Raw genomic sequence first — 18,395 nt, forward strand, 5'->3', positions numbered from 1 at the left:
GAACGTCGCCTATTGGGGCGATGTATTGAAAAATTCGACCAATGGTTTGGTTATTTGCCAAAATGTAATTTCCTTGATTAGTGCCTACTAATGTAAAACGTACGTTGTAAAGCACTTCCGCCGGATTGTTTGAAAATTCAAAAACCTCAATTCCACCCACAAGAACTTTTCTGTACAAAACCTTATTTTCAGAAAAGGTGTCTACATAAGCCGATGGAGCGTTCATTTGGTTCGGATCATCTCCTGCTGCTTGCAAAATTGCTACCTGATTGGTTGTCAAATTTTGTTGGAGTGGTTGATTTTTAATATCATTTTCAGAATATACATGTCCGCCCACACTCCATTTTTCTTGCTCATGTGTGACGCTGCCATACGTAATCAAACGGGCATAGTTTTGTTGCGAATATTGGTATTCCACTACTATCCGCATTTCTGAGGTAATGGGATACAAAGAAGTAAACGTAATCTCACCCGCATTATAATCAATTACATACTGATTGTTTTCGCCTCGTTCCAATAAAATTCCATTGACAAAAACGCGTTCCGAACCGGATATAATTAAAACGTAAAGTTCGCCATTTGCTCCTATTAATTTATAAGGTCCTTGGTTTCCTTCAAGTCCCGTGAACGAACTTTTGGAGTACTGACCGCGAACCAATGCTGCCGATGCATCAATTGTTGTCTTTTTTTCAGGGGTGCCAAGCACAAAATGGGTGGAGATTCCTTGTACTTTTTTATTGAAATTTAAAAACCGTGATTGTCGGTTTTCCAAGAATAAATCGCCGGCACGAATACTCCAATTATCGGAAAACAATTCGATAAAAATCTGATCGAATTCATCCAATTTTTGCGAATAACCGCCTTCTTGTAATGGGATGTTACTGTCCTGAATGGAGGCTCGCAAGCTAATTTTATCGGATATTTTACCACTAATTTGCAAGTCTAAATTTGAATTAACCACCGAATTTTGATTGTTACCCACAGTAATTCCTCGGGTAATACTTCCCGAAGTATTTAGACCGTCAAACGGTTTATAGGTGCTGATTGGGTTTCGGCTAATGGCATATAATTTGTTCAAACCTGCATTATTGCTCACAATTTGACTGTCATTGTAAATGCTGTATTCACGGGTTAAAAACTCAGGAAACTTTAAATAACGGACGGTCAAACTATCTGTTGTTGAAAATTTATCGGAGAACAGGAGTGTCCCTTTTTCAAAATTAACAGAATATAATGAGGGGTCAATTTCGTTTCCCGCAGGGTCGAGAATCTTGAAGAATGATTTATTAATGCTTACACTATCAATTACGATTGTATCTTTTGAAACACTGATTTTTTTGGATTGGTACGGCGTTTTGATTTCTTGAGCCGTTACGCCCGAAACCAACAAAAAAAAGAACCCAAATAATCCATTTTTCAACATAGCTATACTAACTCAAAAACCTCAAAAGTAGTATTAATAGTTGATTTTTTCTTTGAATCTAAATAGAAACAAGTGGCCACTAAAAGGTAGTATTTAATTTATCGGAACGGATGCTGTGGCAAAATACGGGTTGCAGAATTTGTTGTTACGCTGTAAAGAAGACGCACTTCAAATTTAAGAAGCGTTCTTTTTAATATTCTATTTTGCCAATATACCGCATCTGCCGTTCAATCGCATTCTTTCTTCGATTGATATATGATGAAGAATTAGTCGCTTTGAATTTCCTCGGATTCGGTAAAATCGCTGCAATTCCTGCCGCTTCTCTTCGATTCAAATTTGCAGCATCTTTGCGGTACCAAACGCGTGACGCCTCTTGTGCTCCATAAACGCCGTCACCCATTTCAATACTGTTCAAATAGACTTCCATAATGCGTTCTTTTCCCCAGATCAATTCAATCAGTACGGTGAAATACGCTTCAAAGGCTTTTCGAATGTAACTTCTGCCCGGCCATAAAAAAACATTTTTAGCCGTTTGTTGCGAGATGGTACTGCCGCCTTTTATTTTCTTCCCTTTCTGATTGTTTTCATAAGCTTTTTCCAAGGCATTGAAATCAAATCCGTGGTGCGACAAAAAGTGTTGATCTTCGCTCGCAATCACCGCTTTTTGAAGGTTGGGTGAAATATCTTCCAACGGAACCCAATCATGGCTCAAAATCATGGGTTTGCCATCCATTTTTTGCTCAATGCTGCGAATGACCATTAACGGGGTGAAAGGCACCGGTACGAATTTAAAGAGAACGACCAAAAACAAAGAAATAGCAAAAAACCAAAGCATTGCTTTCCAAATAAAACGAAGTATTTTTTTAAACATATAATTAAGTGATTAAATCTGCTGTTTCTTTGCCAATAAGGCTGCCAATCGCCACACCCATACCGCCCATTCGAACGCCGCAATACACGTGTTGTGACAATTGTTCTACGATTGGCTTTTTGTGGGAACCTATACCCATAATGCCACTCCACCGTTGATCAATTTCAAAATTTTGATTGGGAAGAATAACGTCTCGAAGTAATTGTTCCAATCGGTTTTGAATGAGCTCGGTTTGTGATAATTCAGTCGTGGTTTCGCCTTCAAAATCTAAATTTCTCCCGCCACCCAATAAAATACGATCTTCAAAATTTCGAAAATAATAATACCCTCTATCCAAATGAAAAGTGCCTTTGATGTCTAAATTCGGAATTGGCTTGGTTATCAAAACCTGTGCACGTGCGGGTTGAACTGCCACGGGTAGCAGCTCTTTCGCAAATCCATTTGTTGTGAATAGCAATTTCTGAGTGGTAAATTCAAAATCAGCCAGTTGAACAGTAACGTAGGAAGAGTGCTCAATATATCCTAACACCGTTTGGTGGCTCAACAAAAGAATATCGTTTATTGCCGCTGCTTTTAACAAGGCTTGCATCATTGCTCCGGTGTCAATTTGTCCTTCAAACGGATTGAAAATCAAATACTCATGTATACCTTTAAAAGCAAACCGATCGATTTGTTTGGCAAACACTTCTGCTTTGAATAAGGGTTGCAATAGTTCGTTGACAAAAGGAATCTTCTTCAAACATTGTTCGTAAAACGATGCATCGTCTTTTAAAAACAATTCATAACCGCCATACATTTTAAAATCCAAAACGGAATCACCCAATTGTTTTCGCAATAGCTGCAAGCCCTCCCAACGTTTTTGAACGAGTTGAATCACTTCTTCTTCGGTATGCGAATTCAAGTCATCTAAAATCTCAGAAATACTGCCAAAACAAGCAAAACCCGCATTTTTGGTGCTGGCTCCTTGGGGCAAAACGCCTTTTTCAAGTAACATTATTTTAGCAGAGGGAAATCGTTCTCGCAATCGCAACGCACATTGCAAACCCACAATTCCACTGCCTACTACTGTGTAATCGACGGATTGAAACCAATTTTTTTGCTCCCAAAAACTTAAATGCATGCCGAAAGAATTTGGTTAAAATTAATGATTTTTTAGTTTGAAAAAATAGTGATTAATTATCCGAAGCAAACCATTCTGCAAAGGATGTCTCCGTTTCCTGAAGTTTCAACGAAAAAAGTTGGATATTTTGTGGCAAACGGGAAGTAATTCGCTCTGCAAAATCAACCACCATATTTTCACTCGTGGGTTGATAATCCACTAAAATAACGTGATGGTCTCGGCTTTTTAGTTCATTAGCCAATTCGATATGCGGCGTGTTTTGATTAAAAACAGTGGCATGGTCAAATTGATCCACGATTTCTTCTTTGACAATTTTTTTTAAATCACCAAAATCAATGACCATTCCATATTTCACGTTTGTGGAGTCGTCAATGGGCGTTCCTATTACGGTAACCGATAGTTTATAGCTGTGACCGTGCACGTTTTTGCACTTGCCGTCATAGCCATATAGAGCATGACCGGTTTCAAAGCTAAACTGTTTGGTAATTCGTATCGTTGCCATTGGAAATTAATTTAGGTGCAAAGGTATGAATTGCTACTGATTTTTACCTCTTTTTTTGGCAGCGTAATACATCCAGTAAGCAATACCAATCAAAAGCACAAAAGGAATAAAGGAACCAATAACTACACCAATCTGGTAGCCTTCATCGGGAGCGTTTTTGAGCTTTTCTTCAATGGACAGTTGAAGCAATAAGAAGAATAATTTCATAAAACAGTTTATTTACATTGTGTTGTTTTAAAGTTAAAACAGAAGGGGTTTCCGTTAACAAATACTTAACTTTTGCAAGTATAAAAGTAGAAAATTAAAGCAAAATCCAACACATAAATTTACAATTTATTCAACAAATTAGAAGTAATTTAATGTAGAGATTGGAGATGTTAATTGTAGATTAACGTTCGTTTTTCTGTTTCACAATAGTTTTGCAAGAACTAATATTAACAGAAAATTAACGATGAAAAAATTACTATTAATTGCTTTTATTACCTTGTGTACCGCTGTAACTTCAGCTCAAGGAACAGGAGTTATTTCAGGAAAAGTAACCGAAAGTGAGCAAGGTTTTTCACTTCCGGGAGCAACCGTAAAATTGAATGCGGGTAATAGGTATGCAATATCTAATCAAAACGGTGTGTTTGAATTTTTAGATGTTCCGATGGGTACATTTGAAATTGAAATTACTTACATAGGTTATCAACCTCAAAAACAAACGGTGACTGTTGACTCGTCAAAAAATGTACTAGTTAATTTTGTTTTGGTTCCCGGAAACGACGAGTTGACGGAAGTTGTGATTATTGGTGACCGTTTAAGAGGGCAGGCTAAAGCAATCAATCAACAAAAAACTAACAAAAACATAACCAATGTTATTTCTTCTGACCAAGTGGGTCGTTTTCCGGATGCAAATATTGGAGACGCTCTGAAACGAGTTCCCGGTATTACCATGCAAAATGACCAAGGAGAAGCCCGGAATATCATTATTAGAGGTATTGCACCGGCTTTAAACTCGGTTACCTTAAACGGGGATCGTATCCCTTCGGCTGAGGGAGATAACAGAAACGTACAAATGGACTTGATTCCTGCGGATATGATTTCAACAATTGAAGTAAACAAAACACTTACTTCTGATATGGATGCAGATGCAATTGGGGGCTCAGTTAATTTAATTACCCGGGCCACACCAAACGGGCAGCGAATTTCTGCTACACTTGCCGGCGGTTATAGTCCAATAAGAGACAAAGGAAATTATACAGCAGGGTTTGTATATGGAGATAGATTTTTGGATAAGAAATTAGGTGTAGTTTTTAGTGCTTCGTACAATAACAATAATTTTGGATCTGATAATGTGGAAGGCGTTTGGGTTGAGGGAGAGAAAAATCAGGTATACATGGAAGAATATGACGTGCGAAAATACGATGTACAACGGGTTCGTAACTCATTTGCACTTGCAACAGATTACAAGTTCAATGAAAACAACTCCATTTATGTAAATGCAATGTATAATTTTAGAGATGATTATGAAAATCGTTACCGAACGAGATTCCGCGGTATTGACCCCGTTTATGATGCAAACGACGACATCATTGGTTTTGAAGGCGATGTAAGAAGACAAACTAAAGGGGGAATTGCAGATAATAAAAACACTCGTTTAGAACGTCAAGTAGTACAAAATTATGCGATGGGTGGTGAACACCTATTGAGTTCAAAACTTGATATGGATTGGGCAGTAAATTATGCACAAGCAAGTGAGGACAGACCCGGTGAAAGATATATTGAATACCAAAATAGAGGATTAGACATTAACCAAGATTTATCAGATACCAGATTTCCGCTACTTACTTCGCCTGACGCTGACGTAGCAGAAGATTTTGAGTTTAGAACGTTATCTGAAAATGATAACTATACAGAAGAATCTGAACTAGGATTAAAATTAAATTTTAGATTGCCTTTTTCTGTTATCGCTGACCAAAAAGGGCGTATACGTTTTGGAGGACGTGCCAGAATTAAAGACAAAAGTAGAGACAATACCTTTTTTGAATATGAACCAATTACTGAGTTCGGAAATTTAAATGCAATTCCAACAAGCTTCTATGGCGGTGAAGACTGGCAAGCAGGATCACAGTATGTGCCTGGAACATTCGCAAGCAATTCATTTTTAGGGGGTTTAGATTTGAATAATGCAACACTATTTGATAAAGAGGATATTCCGAGTGAATATTTAGCACTAAATTATAAGGCCAAAGAAGATATTTACGCGACATATGTTCGTTGGGATCAGGATTTTAATTCTAATTTATCGATGATTGTTGGTTTACGTGTTGAAAATACAAATATTGACTATACCGCAAATTACGTAGAAGATGAAGAAGATTTGGTTGGTGAAGTAAACAATACAAATTCCTATACAAATGTGTTGCCAAGTTTGGCATTCAAATACAATGGAAAAAATAATTGGGTGTACAGAGCAGCATTTACTACTTCTTTGGCAAGACCTAATTATTATGACTTAGCTCCATTTATTAGTGTAATTCCAGACGATGATTCTGAAATCGTAGCCGGCAACCCAAATTTAAAAGCTACGTATGCCTATAACTTTGACTTAATGGTTGAAAAATATTATAAATCAGTGGGTCTTTTGTCGGGTGGCGTTTTTTATAAAAACTTAAACGATTTTATTTATACCTACCGTGATAATCAATACACCAATGCTGAATTTGCTACTGATTTTCCGGGTCAACCGAATCCAATACCTGAAACAAACCCTGGTAATTGGGGATTAACACAACAAAGAAATGGCGAAAGTGTTGACGTATATGGATTTGAAGTTTCCCTTCAAAGACAATTAGATTTTATTCCCGGTACATTCTTTAAAGGATTAGGGGTTTATTTAAATTATACATTTACCGAGTCAGACGCTAAAGGAATTACAAATTCTGATGGTGAAGAAAGAACAGATGTAACGCTTCCGGGTACTGCTCCACACATGTTTAACGGGTCGTTATCTTGGGAAAATAAAAGATTCTCCGCTCGAATCTCCTTAAATTATGCCGCTGATTATTTAGATGAATTGGGTGGTGATGCGTTTGATGATCGATACTATGACGAACAGTTGTTCTTAGATGCCAATGCATCCTATAAAATTACTGACAAAATACGTATTTTTGCTGAAGCAAATAACTTGACCAACCAACCGTTGCGTTATTATCAAGGAACTGCCTCAAGAACAATGCAAATGGAATATTACCAAGCACGTTACAATTTTGGTTTAAAATTCGATTTGTAAAATTAATTTTGCAATTTAAAATGTTTGATGGGGTCGGTAAAACCCTGTCAAACATTTTTTAATTTTAACACCTATGAAAAAAATTCTAACCTATTTATTATTCTTCCTATCTTGTTCAATTGTATTGGCTCAAGACTATTTAAAAGAAGAAAAATCCGGTTACAAAGGCGGCTTTATCCCTGAATTAAAGCTAGTAGAGGAAAGTCTGAACTTTTTGGTTTTGGGTGATTTCGGCAGAAATGGCGAGTACCACCAAAAAGACGTAGCCGTCCAAATGTCGAAAGCGGCCGCCACTATCGATTCTGAATTTGTCATTTCTGTGGGAGATAATTTCTATCCCAACGGGGTTCAAAGCACGCAGGACCCGCAATGGAAAGCTTCCTTTGAAGATATTTATTTCAACTACAACCTGCAAACCGATTGGTATGTAGCTTTGGGCAATCACGATTACAACGGCAATATTCAAGCCCAAATTGATTATTCAAAAATCAGCAGACGTTGGAACATGCCCGCTACTTATTTCAAAGAAACAGTTGAATTGGAGGATGGAAGCAAAGCATTGCTGGTGTTTATCGACACTAATCCGTTTATAAAAAGCTACCACTCCAAAGGCGATGAAATGGAAGAAAATGTGAAAGCACAAGATACCCTAGCTCAAAAAAAATGGCTGATAGAAACCTTGCAAACAACCGATGCCTCCATCAAATGGAAAATAGTAGTAGGTCATCATCCGATGTATTCCGGAGGTAAACGAAAAACGAGTCTGGATACCAAAGATATTGAAACGGTTTTCGCACCTATTTTCGACCAATACAAAGTCGATGCCTATTTGTGCGGACACGAACATGATTTGCAAGTAATCAAACCCAAAGGACGTTATACCATGCAATTTTTATCAGGTGCAGGTTGCGAAGTGCGTCCCACAGGAACCAGAGAAGGAACGCTTTTTGCCTTGTCGGAACCGGGTTTTATGACCTTTAGTTTGACACCAAAGTTGATGTTGGTGCAACTGGTCAATGCCCAAGGAAAAATTGTTTACACCCAAGAATTAAAAAAATAACGATGAAAAAAGTATACCTACTTGCTCTAACTTCAGGATTACTAACACTTTCTTGCAGCGATAAATTAGCTCCGCTAAAAAAAGATGCCATCGCTCCAACAGTGGTTACGCAGCCACTACCGCATGATACCGATGATCCCGCTATTTGGATTCATCCCACCGATGCAACTAAGAGTTTGATTATTGGAACAGATAAAGACACTGATGGCGGACTCTATATGTATGATTTAAAAGGAACTATTTTAAAGAAATCCATCGCTTTAAAAAGACCTAATAACGTAGATATTGCTTATGGTTTAAAAGTAGGAGCGTCAACGATCGATATCGCAGTAACCACCGAACGCGAAACCAATAAAATTAGGATTTTTTCTCTGCCCAATTTAGAACCGATTGATAGCGGCGGAATCGATGTTTTTGCAGGCGAAACCGAACGAGACCCGATGGGAATTGCTTTGTATACGCGACCTTCCGACGGAGCTGTTTTTGCAATAGTTGGACGAAAGTTCGGGCCATCGGGAACGTACTTATGGCAATACGAATTAAAAGCCGGCGTAAATGGAACGGTCTCTGCTACTTTGGTTCGCAAATTCGGAAACTTTAGCGGTAAAAAAGAAATCGAAGCGATTGCGGTGGACAATGAATTGGGTTTTGTTTATTGTTCAGACGAACAAGTTGGAATACGTAAATATTACGCCGATCCGGCTAAAAATGACAATACCGAGTTAGTAATTTTTGGTCAAAAAGACTTCAAATCCGACCATGAAGGAATTGCCATTTATAAAAGTTCGGCAACCACCGGCTATATTTTGGTCTCCAACCAACAAGCCAATACTTTTGTTGTTTTTGCCAGAGAAGGAACCAACGGCAATCCAAACCAACACCTAAAATTGGCCGAAGTATCAACTTCCACCATTGAATGCGATGGTGCCGATGCGACTTCCGTCAATCTCGGACCGCAATTCCCCAAAGGAATGCTTGTAGCCATGAGCAACGGAATGACATTTCATTACTATAATTGGGAAGTGATTCAAAAAATTATAGATGACAAACAATAAGAGATAAAAGGATCCAATTGTAACCAGTACTCCACTACTTGCAGTTTGACTTTTGGAATTTGGATTTTAGAATTTGGATTTTCTACTTTATTTCCCTTATATTTGCCACCGCTTGGGGATGTAGCTCAGTTGGCTAGAGCGTTTGGCTGGCAGCCAAAAGGTCGTGGGTTCGAGCCCCATCTTCTCCACTTTTTAAAACCGTAAATATCAGTATAATTGATAGTTACGGTTTTTTTGTTTTGTAGTTTGTACTTTAGCTTTCGGATGATTGAGATTCATAAAATAGCATGATTATGGATTCTAATGAATTATAATTGGCTACTAAAAAAGCACACCTTACAAACTAACTACTCATCTATCTGATGATTTGTGAGAATTTTTCATAAATTAGCTAAAGCTAAAAAGGATGACGTTTGTCAGACCTATCCAACCATATTTGGGGTGATAAGTCTGATTTTGTTAGACCTATAAACAAGTTACAAGCAAGCCTAACAGACGACACAACAACGACCAAACAGACGACTATAAACATAAAATGAAACGCTAATTTTGACAGGTGACCAACCCAGCTCCCCGCAGTCTTCCTTTTAGCACTGTGCTCTGCGATGGTCTCCCGACCTCGCAGCCTCATACTTCCAATTAAAGACTAATACAAATCATACCTTTGCAAATTATTCAAATTCATTACATCCACAATTGGATTATCTGCTTTTTCAATTATTATCAATCCACTATCATTTACATAATTGGAAGCACTAGAATAAATATAATGCGATGCTTTTTCAACTAAGCCGCTACGAACAGGGTTTAAGTGGATATAATCCAATTTTGACCACATGAATTTATTTGTATAAATTTCTTCCGGATGATTACCATATCGCCAGAATTGATAGTTTTTGTTTCTGCTATGACTTTGGGTTGCCAACTTAAATCGTTCCAACATCCATTCTCTTCTGCTTTCAGGTTCGGTTTGAATTTTATTCAAAATTGCAGTGGCGGTAAACTTTTTAAAATCACGCAATAAATCTGATAATTTTCCATCTTTTGATTGAACAACCATGTGAATATGGTTACTCATAATTACATAACCATAGATAATCATTCCTTTGTTTTTGATACAATAGTCAAAGCATTTAATTACTTCGTCACGATATACTTTTCTTGTAAACACATCAATCCAATCTACTACTGTGGCTGTAATAAAATGTGGTAGTGTTTGATCTCTTATGGTGTATCCTTCTTCCAAAATCTATTTTTATCAAATATAATAAAAATTGGAATAGTTTTATTGCTGCGAGGTCGGGAGACCATCGCAGAGCTAAGTGCTAATTTTCAGATTATGACTTCGGGGAGCAGTTTGTTTGTAACCAACAAACTACTTATTCATATGCTGCATTTCATAAACAAACGTCTCCATATCCACATTCAAAAACAATAGCGAAAGTGCTTTGTCAACAATAAAAGGAATATTTTTAGGAGTAAAACCTAGATAAACGGCATAACGAGTAAGGATTTCCTTTTGTCGTGGACCCAAGACATGATCGGCATACACCATTTTGCCTAAATCGTACAAGCGTTCCAAACGATGACTGTGTAAATAAGGCGGATCAACAGGATATTTATCCGGGTTTTCAACAATTTCTTGGTATTCATTGGCCGAGATGTCCAATTTTATTGCAATTCGATCCAAGAATTTTTTCTCATCGTCACTCAGCACATTGTCGGCATAAGCAATTTTCACAAAGGACGCAAAATAGCCTTTATTTCTGCTTTTAGAGCCACTATCAAATAAATCAGAGAAGGACATGACATTTACTTTTAAGGGTTTCTCAAAGTTACGAAATTTCCGGATTTAAAGAAAGAAATTCAGTGAATATATCAGACATAAACAACGGGTAAACATCGTTTATAAATACAAAAAAGCCATTAAGAATCGCAATGATTTTTAATGGCTTTTTGCAAGTAGAAGTACGACTTATTTGTTCATGTGTTGCATCTCAAATAAAAACGTATCCAAATCTACATGTAAAATCAAAAGCGAAAGTGCTTTGTCAACAATATAATTGACATTACCCGGTGTAAAACCAAGTGCCAACGCAAACTTGATTAGTATTTCTTTTTGTTTAGGTCCTAGTACGTGATCGGTATACACCATGCGAGCCAAATCATATAAACGCTCCAAACGGTGAATATATAGATAGGGAGGATTAATTGGATATTTCAAAGGGTTTTCCATGATTTCCTCATATTCCTCTTTTGATATTTCCAAATTTTTGGCCAATCGGTCAATAAATAATCGCTCTTCATCACTCAAACTACCATCAGAAATAGCTACACGCACAATTGCCGAAAAGTGTCCCTTATTTCTATTCTTAAATCCGCTATCAAATAAATCTGAAAATGACATAATTGTTGTTTTTAGGATGCAAATATAAATTTATTTCAAATTTTCTTCGTTATAGTTTGTAAAGTTTTTCAAATATGCAATGATTTATTGTTTTTTAAAAATTTGCCACTGATTCGCAGATTCTAGATTTAACGCTATTAAATCAGCGACCCGAAACCGAAGGTTGAACAGATGAAGTAATCATCGGCTATCATATCCATCGTTTAACAACAATTTAAACCCACCAATTCCCAGTTTTTCAAAATAAATCGTAAGTTTGAAATCCCAAAATCAAATACCTATGTCAGAATTCATGCTCTATTTTAAAATCGGACTCAACCATGTCCTCGATATTAACGGCTATGACCATGTGTTGTTCCTCATTGCTTTAACCGTTCCCTACGCGTTTAAAGATTGGAAAAGAGTGTTGCTTTTAGTGACTCTTTTTACGGTGGGACATACATTGGCTCTCATTTTATCCGTTTACGAAATAGTTATCATTAAAGCGTATTTAGTTGAATTTCTAATTCCCATAACCATTTTAGTTGCAGCTGCATTTCATCTGTTTACAGCGGGGAAATCAGGTAAAAATGAAAGTATCACCTTTGTAGCATTTGTTACTTTGTTTTTTGGAGTCATTCACGGTTTAGGCTTTTCCAATTATTTTAAAACCATACTTCCGGGAAGTTCCACAGATAAATTACTTCCCTTATTGGAATTTGCTTTGGGAATTGAAGCCGCTCAGATTATTGTAGTGATAATTGTGCTACTTTTGTCCTACATAGTGCAAACCTTTTTCCGATTCTCAAAAAGAGATTGGACGCTCGTCATGTCTGCATTTGTCATAGGAGTTGTACTGCCAATGATTATAAAAAGTGATATTTGGGGTGCTTAACGTTAGTTAAAAAATGAATAAAAAAAAATTAAATAAATACGATAAGGCCTACCTTCGCATTGCAAAAGAATGGAGTAGGTTATCCTATTGCAAACGCAAGCAAGTAGGAGCGATTATCGTGAAAGACCGAATGATTATTTCCGATGGTTACAACGGAACGCCCTCAGGTTTTGAAAATTGTTGCGAAGACGACGCAGGATTTACCAAATGGTATGTGTTGCATGCCGAAGCCAATGCCATTTTAAAAGTGGCCGGTTCCACGCAGTCCTGTGAAGGAGCAACCTTGTACATCACACTTTCACCTTGCAAAGAATGCAGTAAGCTGATTCACCAATCCGGAATTAATCGTGTGGTGTATCTTGAAGGTTATAAAGACTCTAGCGGACTCGAATTTTTAAAGAAAGCAGGCGTTGAAGTAGAATTGATTACCGATTTAGAATAATAGAAGTGTCCGAAAGGATGTCCAACAAGTGAAAATCTCAAAAAAATATTGGCCGCTCTTCCTTTTCTCTGCCATTGCAGTAGGAGTAGTTATTGGTAGCCAATTGAATTTTTTTAGTGGTGATTCCCAACTATCATCCAACAACTACCGTGGGAAATTAAACCGCCTAATCGACTTCATCGAACGTGAATATGTGGATGAGGTGGATACCGATAGTATCGTAGATTTAACAGTCAACGGTATTCTTGAAAAACTCGACCCGCACTCGGTTTATATCACCAAAGGGGAATTCAACCAAGTGGCTGAATCCATGCGAGGCGATTTTGTAGGCATCGGAGTGAACTTTTACATGTACAATGATTCCGTGGCTGTAATCAAACCACTTCCTGGCGGACCATCCGAAAAAGCAGGCATTCAATCAGGTGACCGAATTTTGTTTGCAGATAATTTCCAACTCTTTGGTAAAAAATTGCCTTCCGATAGTTTGTTTTCAAAGCTCAAAGGTCAAGTAGGTTCTGAAGTTTCATTGACCGTTTACCGTAAAAGTGTCAACAAAAAACTTAAATTAAAACTCAAACGCGATGTAATTCCTATCAAAAGTGTGGATGTGGCTTTGATGGTTGATAAAAATACCGGTTACATAAAAATAAACCGATTTGCTGAATCTACTTATGATGAATTTAAAAGGGGTTTGGATAAATTAATGAGACAAGGGGCAACCCAAGTAATTTTAGACGTTCGCGACAATGGTGGAGGTTATCTGGAAAAAGCAGTGGAAATTGCCGACGATTTCTTGAAAGAAGACGCCATGATTGTTTTTACCAAAAACAAAAAAGGGCAGGTGGTTGAAACAAAAGCCACGAGTAAAGGGGTTTTTGAAAAATCGAAAGTATTTGTACTCATCAATGAAAATTCAGCTTCAGCTTCTGAGATTTTGGCCGGAGCTATTCAAGACAATGATCGTGGTTTAATTGTGGGTCGCCGTTCTTTTGGAAAAGGCCTTGTACAACGCGAAATGCCTTTGGGCGATGGCTCGGCAGTGCGTTTAACAGTGGCACGTTACTACACACCTTCCGGACGTTCGATACAAAAACCGTATGAAAATGGCACAAAAGAATATTTTGACGAATTTCAACAGCGGTTCGGAAGTGGAGAACTCTATGAAAAAGACAGTATCAAAATAGCCGATAGTTTAAAATTTAAAACTGTGAAAGGACGTATTGTTTATGGCGGTGGTGGAATTATCCCCGACATTTTTGTACCTCTCGAAGGAAAACACGGCGATGAAGCCATCGAAATGATTATGCAATACGGTGTGGTAAGTTATTATGTTTTTGAACAATTGGACAAAAATCGTCAAGAGTTTACCGCTCTCAATTATGCCGATTTTTTAAAGAAAATGGACGCTACGGATGACTATTTTGACGGATTTCAAAAGCATTTAACCAAAAGCGGCTTGTCTATTCCGTTGGATACTAACAAAGCTTTGGTAAAGCGGTTCTTAACTGCTGAATTTGCCCGTCAATTATACGATGATGAGAAATACTACCAAATCATTTTGAAAGAAGATGCGATGGTGAAAGCGGTGTTGAATCAATAATTTCCATTGTATTAGCGGCAGATTTCAGAAATTTTATTTCTCTTAGAACGGATTCTCAACTATTTCTGACTATGTCCGAAAATTTTGAAAAGAATAAATTGTGGGTAGAATCGGTGATTTGAAAAAGGTTATAAATAATGTGAGTAACTAATGCGATTTCTCCTTCGTCGAAATGACAAACAATTACCAAAAACCCGTAACCCGCAACTTTTTAACCCGCAATTATTTTTTCGTACTATCATGCACTTGCACATGAACTCCTCCATTCCAAAGTGTCAAAATATCCGTTCCAACGGCAGCTCCACTTCCGGAAGCAATCGAAAGCTGACTTCTCCAACCGGCTAAAACACCACAAACATATACACCTTCTTTTACCAAATGATCAGTATTTTTTAATTGAATGCGGTTTTTCTCCGGATTGGTCTTTTGATGGGGGATCACAAATTCTTCCAAACCTTCAATAGTAAATGGGTTTCCCGCTCCAATAGCTAGCACCACTAATCTTGCTTGATAAGTGTTTTTGTTGGTTGTCACTGAAAAATTGCCGTTTTCACCTTCAATCTTCAAAACTTTTTCGTTGGGTAATTGTGCAATATGTGGATAAACTTGGTGCAAATGTGAGAGACTTTCAGTCAGCAGTTCACTGCCTAATTTCCCGGAAGGAATACCGTATGCATTATGAAACAAAGCATCTTGAAGCGACGATGCCTTTTGGTGGGTGAGTATTCCAATCTTTTTATCGGATGCAAAAGGTTTGGTGTAAGCAGAACCCAAAAGTAGTCCGCACGAAACACCCGAAACGCCACCGCCAATGATTAAAACATCAAACATGCTTTATTCTTTCAGTTTGTCAACAATTGACTTGGACATTCTGAAAATCAATAAGATGATCATGGCACAAAAGGCAGCAATAATTCCAATCAAGGCAATCAGACTGTCTTGTGCAAATAAATCATCAAAATTCAATTGCGTGATGTTGAAAACAATCAAAGCAAATGACAGAAAAAATAATATATAAGTGAAAATTTTCATCTAATTGGAATAATGATGGTGTAAAAGTATCAAAAAAAGGATTATGCAAAAAGGCCTTTAACATTAGCTGCAAATAATTTAACAGCTATGGCTAACAAAACGACACCGAACACTTTACGTATGACACTCAGACCATTTTTGGTCAAAAAGCGTTCAATGCGAGCAGAAGATTTGAGTACGCCATACACCAAAATAATGTTTAAAATGATGGCGACTATAATGTTGATGGTTTGAAATTCGGCTCGAATGGATAAAATCGTGGTCATTGTTCCTGCACCGGCAATTAATGGAAAAGCAATCGGAACAATAGAAGTGGAACCATTATCTTCATCGCGGTACAATTTAATCCCCAAAATCATTTCCAATGCCAAAAAGAAAAGCACAAACGAGCCGGCAACAGCAAACGAGTTAATGTCGATACCAATTAATTTTAAAATAGTTTCGCCAACAAATAAAAAAGCGATCATCATGATGGCTGCCACAACGGAGGCTTTTTCTGAATGAATGTGTCCCACTTTGTTGCGTAAATCAATGATTATCGGAATACTTCCCACGATGTCAATCACAGCAAATAAAACCATGGTTGCGGTAAAAATTTCTCTCACATTTAATTCCATAGATTTTTCAATATATGCTGCAAAAGTACCCTTTTTAATGCGTATCTAACTAAATTAAGCTTTAATTATTACGCTATTTTCAACCCGCATTTATAAGATTCCTTTGTATCTTTACGGCTGTAATTTTAGTATCATTTGTATGTTTCAATTGGGGAAAACCATCGTGTCTGAAGAAATTCTGGAAAAAGAATTCGTCTGCAATTTAACTGCTTGTCGCGGGGCATGTTGTGTAGATGGTGATGCGGGAGCTCCTTTAAGTAAAGAAGAAACACAAATTTTAGAAGAGATTTATCCCAAAGTAAAACCGTTTCTTCGCAAAGAAGGAATTGAGGCAATCGAGGCACAAGGTGCTTGGGTAAAAGGCGAAGATGGCGATTTTGAAACACCGCTAATTGATGGTAAAGATTGTGCCTACGTAATTTTTGACGGAAAAACAGCGTTGTGTGGAATCGAACAAGTCTATAATCAAGGAATTGTCACCTGGAAAAAACCAGTTTCCTGTCACTTATATCCGATCCGCGTCAAAGAATTCTCCGATTTTTCTGCAGTCAATTACCATAAATGGGATATTTGTAGCCCCGCCTGTTCGTTAGGCAAGGAACTGGAAGTACCGGTTTATAAATTTGTCAAAGAAGCTCTTGTGCGAAAATTTGGCCAAGAGTGGTACCAAGAGCTTGAAAAAGTAGGCCAAGAATACCAAAAAGGAAGGTAAATTTAGTCTAATTTTTCCTTTTAAACATTTCTTAAATTTTATGTGAGTTCCTTCGGGAGTCCAATAAAAACATTTTTAAATAATTGATTAGCAAATGCTTGCGATTGAAATTTACAAGTGGGCATTTTATTGTGCTTTGTTAAAAACTATTCCCGATTGTGAATAAGTTTGCCTTTCATTTACCGTTTTGAATTGCAATCTTTGTAACTCACATTTCAGATAAAATAATCTTCATAACAACATATAAAAAGAAAAAGATGGCAGCAGTAGAACCGATTTTGCAGGAAAATAAAGATAGATTTGTAATTTTCCCAATCAAACATCATGATATTTGGGAATGGTACAAAAAAATGGAGGCGAGTTTCTGGACCGCAGAAGAAATTGATTTGCACCAAGACTTATCCGATTGGAATACCAAATTAAACGCCGATGAAAAGTTTTTCATCAAACATATTTTAGCATTTTTCGCAGCTTCTGATGGTATCGTAAACGAAAACTTAGCAGAGAATTTCGTCAACGAAGTGCAATATCCGGAAGCAAAATTTTTCTACGGTTTTCAAATCATGATGGAAAACATTCACAGCGAAACCTATTCGTTATTGATTGATACCTATGTGAAAGATGAAAAAGAAAAAGACCAATTGTTTCATGCTTTAGATGTATTTCCCGCCATTCAAAAGAAAGCCAATTGGGCCTTGAAATGGATTGCTTCTGATTCGTTTGCCGAGCGATTAATTGCTTTTGCAGCGGTAGAAGGAATTTTCTTTTCAGGGGCTTTTTGTTCCATTTTTTGGTTGAAAAAACGTGGGTTAATGCCGGGTCTGACTTTCTCAAACGAATTAATTTCGCGTGACGAAGGCGTTCATTGTGACTTTGCCGTGCATTTACACAACCACCATTTGGTCAATAAAGTATCAAAAGCAAGAATTACCGAAATTATCACTGACGCTTTGACTATTGAAAGAGAATTTATTACAGAATCACTTCCGGTAAGTTTAATTGGAATGAATGCTACCTTAATGACCCAATATTTAGAGTTTGTTGCCGACCGATTATTAGTAGAATTAGGATGCGAAAGAGTATACAATTCATCCAACCCATTTGATTTTATGGACATGATTTCGCTACAAGGAAAAACCAATTTCTTTGAAAAACGTGTGGCGGAATACCAAAAAGCAGGGGTAATGAGTACCGATTCAGATTCACAAAAAATTAGTTTCGACGCTGATTTTTAATATAATTTAAACTCCGTCAGAGTTTCAAACTCTGACGGAGTTTATTCTCAAAATACCGGGATTAGCTTCCCAAACTAACTAACAAATAACCCAAAACAGTAAAAGGGATTTTCTGTTTTAAAAACATGTAGAAGTATGTATGTAGTAAAAAGAGACGGCCATAAAGAGCCG

Annotated in this window: 18 protein-coding genes, 1 tRNA gene and 1 pseudogene; 9 read left to right on the plus strand and 11 right to left on the minus strand. The window is 37.2% G+C overall.

All coding sequences use genetic code 11. The features are described 5' to 3' along the window. The 5 genes and pseudogenes from ACIQ2S_RS04065 to ACIQ2S_RS04085 form a co-directional block, all read right to left on the minus strand. Positions 1-1,423: pseudogene (locus tag ACIQ2S_RS04065) on the minus strand (hypothetical protein); the annotation flags it as partial. Between the two features lie 190 nt (positions 1,424-1,613). Then, complete coding sequence (gene mtgA, locus ACIQ2S_RS04070) at positions 1,614-2,294, minus strand: monofunctional biosynthetic peptidoglycan transglycosylase (RefSeq protein ID WP_396173029.1); 681 nt, start codon at positions 2,292-2,294, stop codon at positions 1,614-1,616. 4 nt (positions 2,295-2,298) lie between these two features. Beyond that, a complete protein-coding gene (locus ACIQ2S_RS04075; protein WP_396173031.1) occupies positions 2,299-3,414 on the minus strand; it encodes an NAD(P)/FAD-dependent oxidoreductase in 1,116 nt (371 codons plus the stop codon). 52 nt (positions 3,415-3,466) lie between these two features. Beyond that, a complete protein-coding gene (locus ACIQ2S_RS04080; RefSeq protein WP_396173033.1) occupies positions 3,467-3,916 on the minus strand; it encodes a 6-pyruvoyl trahydropterin synthase family protein in 450 nt (149 codons plus the stop codon). A 33-nt stretch (positions 3,917-3,949) separates the two neighbouring features. Next, positions 3,950-4,123, minus strand: a complete 174-nt coding sequence (locus ACIQ2S_RS04085) for a hypothetical protein (protein WP_396173035.1) — start codon at positions 4,121-4,123, stop codon at positions 3,950-3,952. 244 nt (positions 4,124-4,367) lie between these two features. Here ACIQ2S_RS04085 and ACIQ2S_RS04090 point away from each other — a divergent pair, with 244 nt between their 5' ends. The 4 genes from ACIQ2S_RS04090 to ACIQ2S_RS04105 all read left to right on the plus strand — a co-directional run bounded on the left by ACIQ2S_RS04090 (position 4,368) and on the right by ACIQ2S_RS04105 (position 9,493). Beyond that, positions 4,368-7,190, plus strand: coding sequence for a TonB-dependent receptor (locus tag ACIQ2S_RS04090; RefSeq protein WP_396173037.1), 2,823 nt, complete (start codon positions 4,368-4,370; stop codon positions 7,188-7,190). 73 nt (positions 7,191-7,263) lie between these two features. Continuing rightward, a complete protein-coding gene (locus ACIQ2S_RS04095; protein ID WP_396173040.1) occupies positions 7,264-8,250 on the plus strand; it encodes a purple acid phosphatase family protein in 987 nt (328 codons plus the stop codon). A gap of 2 nt (positions 8,251-8,252) precedes the next feature. Then, complete coding sequence (locus ACIQ2S_RS04100) at positions 8,253-9,305, plus strand: phytase (protein ID WP_396173043.1); 1,053 nt, start codon at positions 8,253-8,255, stop codon at positions 9,303-9,305. 114 nt (positions 9,306-9,419) lie between these two features. Next, a tRNA-Ala gene (locus ACIQ2S_RS04105) sits at positions 9,420-9,493 on the plus strand. A 458-nt stretch (positions 9,494-9,951) separates the two neighbouring features. On the opposite strand, the gene ACIQ2S_RS04110 is transcribed toward ACIQ2S_RS04105, so the two are convergent. The 3 genes from ACIQ2S_RS04110 to ACIQ2S_RS04120 all read right to left on the minus strand — a co-directional run bounded on the left by ACIQ2S_RS04110 (position 9,952) and on the right by ACIQ2S_RS04120 (position 11,712). Further along, positions 9,952-10,551, minus strand: coding sequence for an REP-associated tyrosine transposase (locus ACIQ2S_RS04110; RefSeq protein WP_396173045.1), 600 nt, complete (start codon positions 10,549-10,551; stop codon positions 9,952-9,954). A gap of 129 nt (positions 10,552-10,680) precedes the next feature. Continuing rightward, positions 10,681-11,112 (minus strand): TerB family tellurite resistance protein, encoded by a 432-nt coding sequence (locus tag ACIQ2S_RS04115; protein WP_396173047.1) that lies wholly within the window; start codon positions 11,110-11,112, stop codon positions 10,681-10,683. Positions 11,113-11,280: 168 nt separating this feature from the next. Continuing rightward, positions 11,281-11,712, minus strand: a complete 432-nt coding sequence (locus ACIQ2S_RS04120; protein WP_396173049.1) for a TerB family tellurite resistance protein — start codon at positions 11,710-11,712, stop codon at positions 11,281-11,283. A 280-nt stretch (positions 11,713-11,992) separates the two neighbouring features. Here ACIQ2S_RS04120 and ACIQ2S_RS04125 point away from each other — a divergent pair, with 280 nt between their 5' ends. Genes ACIQ2S_RS04125 through ACIQ2S_RS04135 form a run of 3 tightly spaced genes read left to right on the plus strand, consistent with a single transcriptional unit; the run spans position 11,993 to position 14,628 of the window. Further along, positions 11,993-12,586 (plus strand): HupE/UreJ family protein, encoded by a 594-nt coding sequence (locus ACIQ2S_RS04125; protein WP_396173052.1) that lies wholly within the window; start codon positions 11,993-11,995, stop codon positions 12,584-12,586. 13 nt (positions 12,587-12,599) lie between these two features. Continuing rightward, positions 12,600-13,028: a deoxycytidylate deaminase gene (locus ACIQ2S_RS04130; protein ID WP_396173055.1), complete on the plus strand. Its 429-nt coding sequence runs from the start codon at positions 12,600-12,602 to the stop codon at positions 13,026-13,028. Between the two features lie 28 nt (positions 13,029-13,056). After that, on the plus strand, positions 13,057-14,628 hold the full coding sequence (locus ACIQ2S_RS04135; protein ID WP_396173058.1) for a S41 family peptidase: 1,572 nt from the start codon (positions 13,057-13,059) through the stop codon (positions 14,626-14,628). Between the two features lie 222 nt (positions 14,629-14,850). Here ACIQ2S_RS04135 and ACIQ2S_RS04140 read toward each other — a convergent pair whose 3' ends face one another. From ACIQ2S_RS04140 to ACIQ2S_RS04150, 3 genes are read right to left on the minus strand one after another with little or no spacing between them, the layout of a single operon-like run. Beyond that, positions 14,851-15,459 (minus strand): FAD-dependent oxidoreductase, encoded by a 609-nt coding sequence (locus ACIQ2S_RS04140; protein ID WP_396173060.1) that lies wholly within the window; start codon positions 15,457-15,459, stop codon positions 14,851-14,853. Between the two features lie 3 nt (positions 15,460-15,462). After that, positions 15,463-15,660, minus strand: a complete 198-nt coding sequence (locus ACIQ2S_RS04145) for a hypothetical protein (RefSeq protein WP_396173062.1) — start codon at positions 15,658-15,660, stop codon at positions 15,463-15,465. Between the two features lie 41 nt (positions 15,661-15,701). After that, the gene (locus tag ACIQ2S_RS04150) at positions 15,702-16,277 is read right to left on the minus strand and encodes a MarC family protein (protein ID WP_396173064.1); all 576 of its coding nucleotides are present in this window, start codon (positions 16,275-16,277) and stop codon (positions 15,702-15,704) included. Positions 16,278-16,416: 139 nt separating this feature from the next. On the opposite strand from ACIQ2S_RS04150, the gene ACIQ2S_RS04155 reads away from it, so the two are divergent. Further along, entirely contained in the window at positions 16,417-16,989 is a 573-nt protein-coding gene (locus tag ACIQ2S_RS04155; protein ID WP_396173067.1) for a DUF3109 family protein, read from the plus strand. Positions 16,990-17,246: 257 nt separating this feature from the next. Next, positions 17,247-18,224, plus strand: coding sequence for a ribonucleotide-diphosphate reductase subunit beta (locus ACIQ2S_RS04160; RefSeq protein WP_396173069.1), 978 nt, complete (start codon positions 17,247-17,249; stop codon positions 18,222-18,224). Positions 18,225-18,395: the final 171 nt, after the last annotated feature.

The sequence above is a fragment of the Flavobacterium sp. genome (assembly GCF_044371705.1).
Lineage (GTDB): Bacteria > Bacteroidota > Bacteroidia > Flavobacteriales > Flavobacteriaceae > Flavobacterium.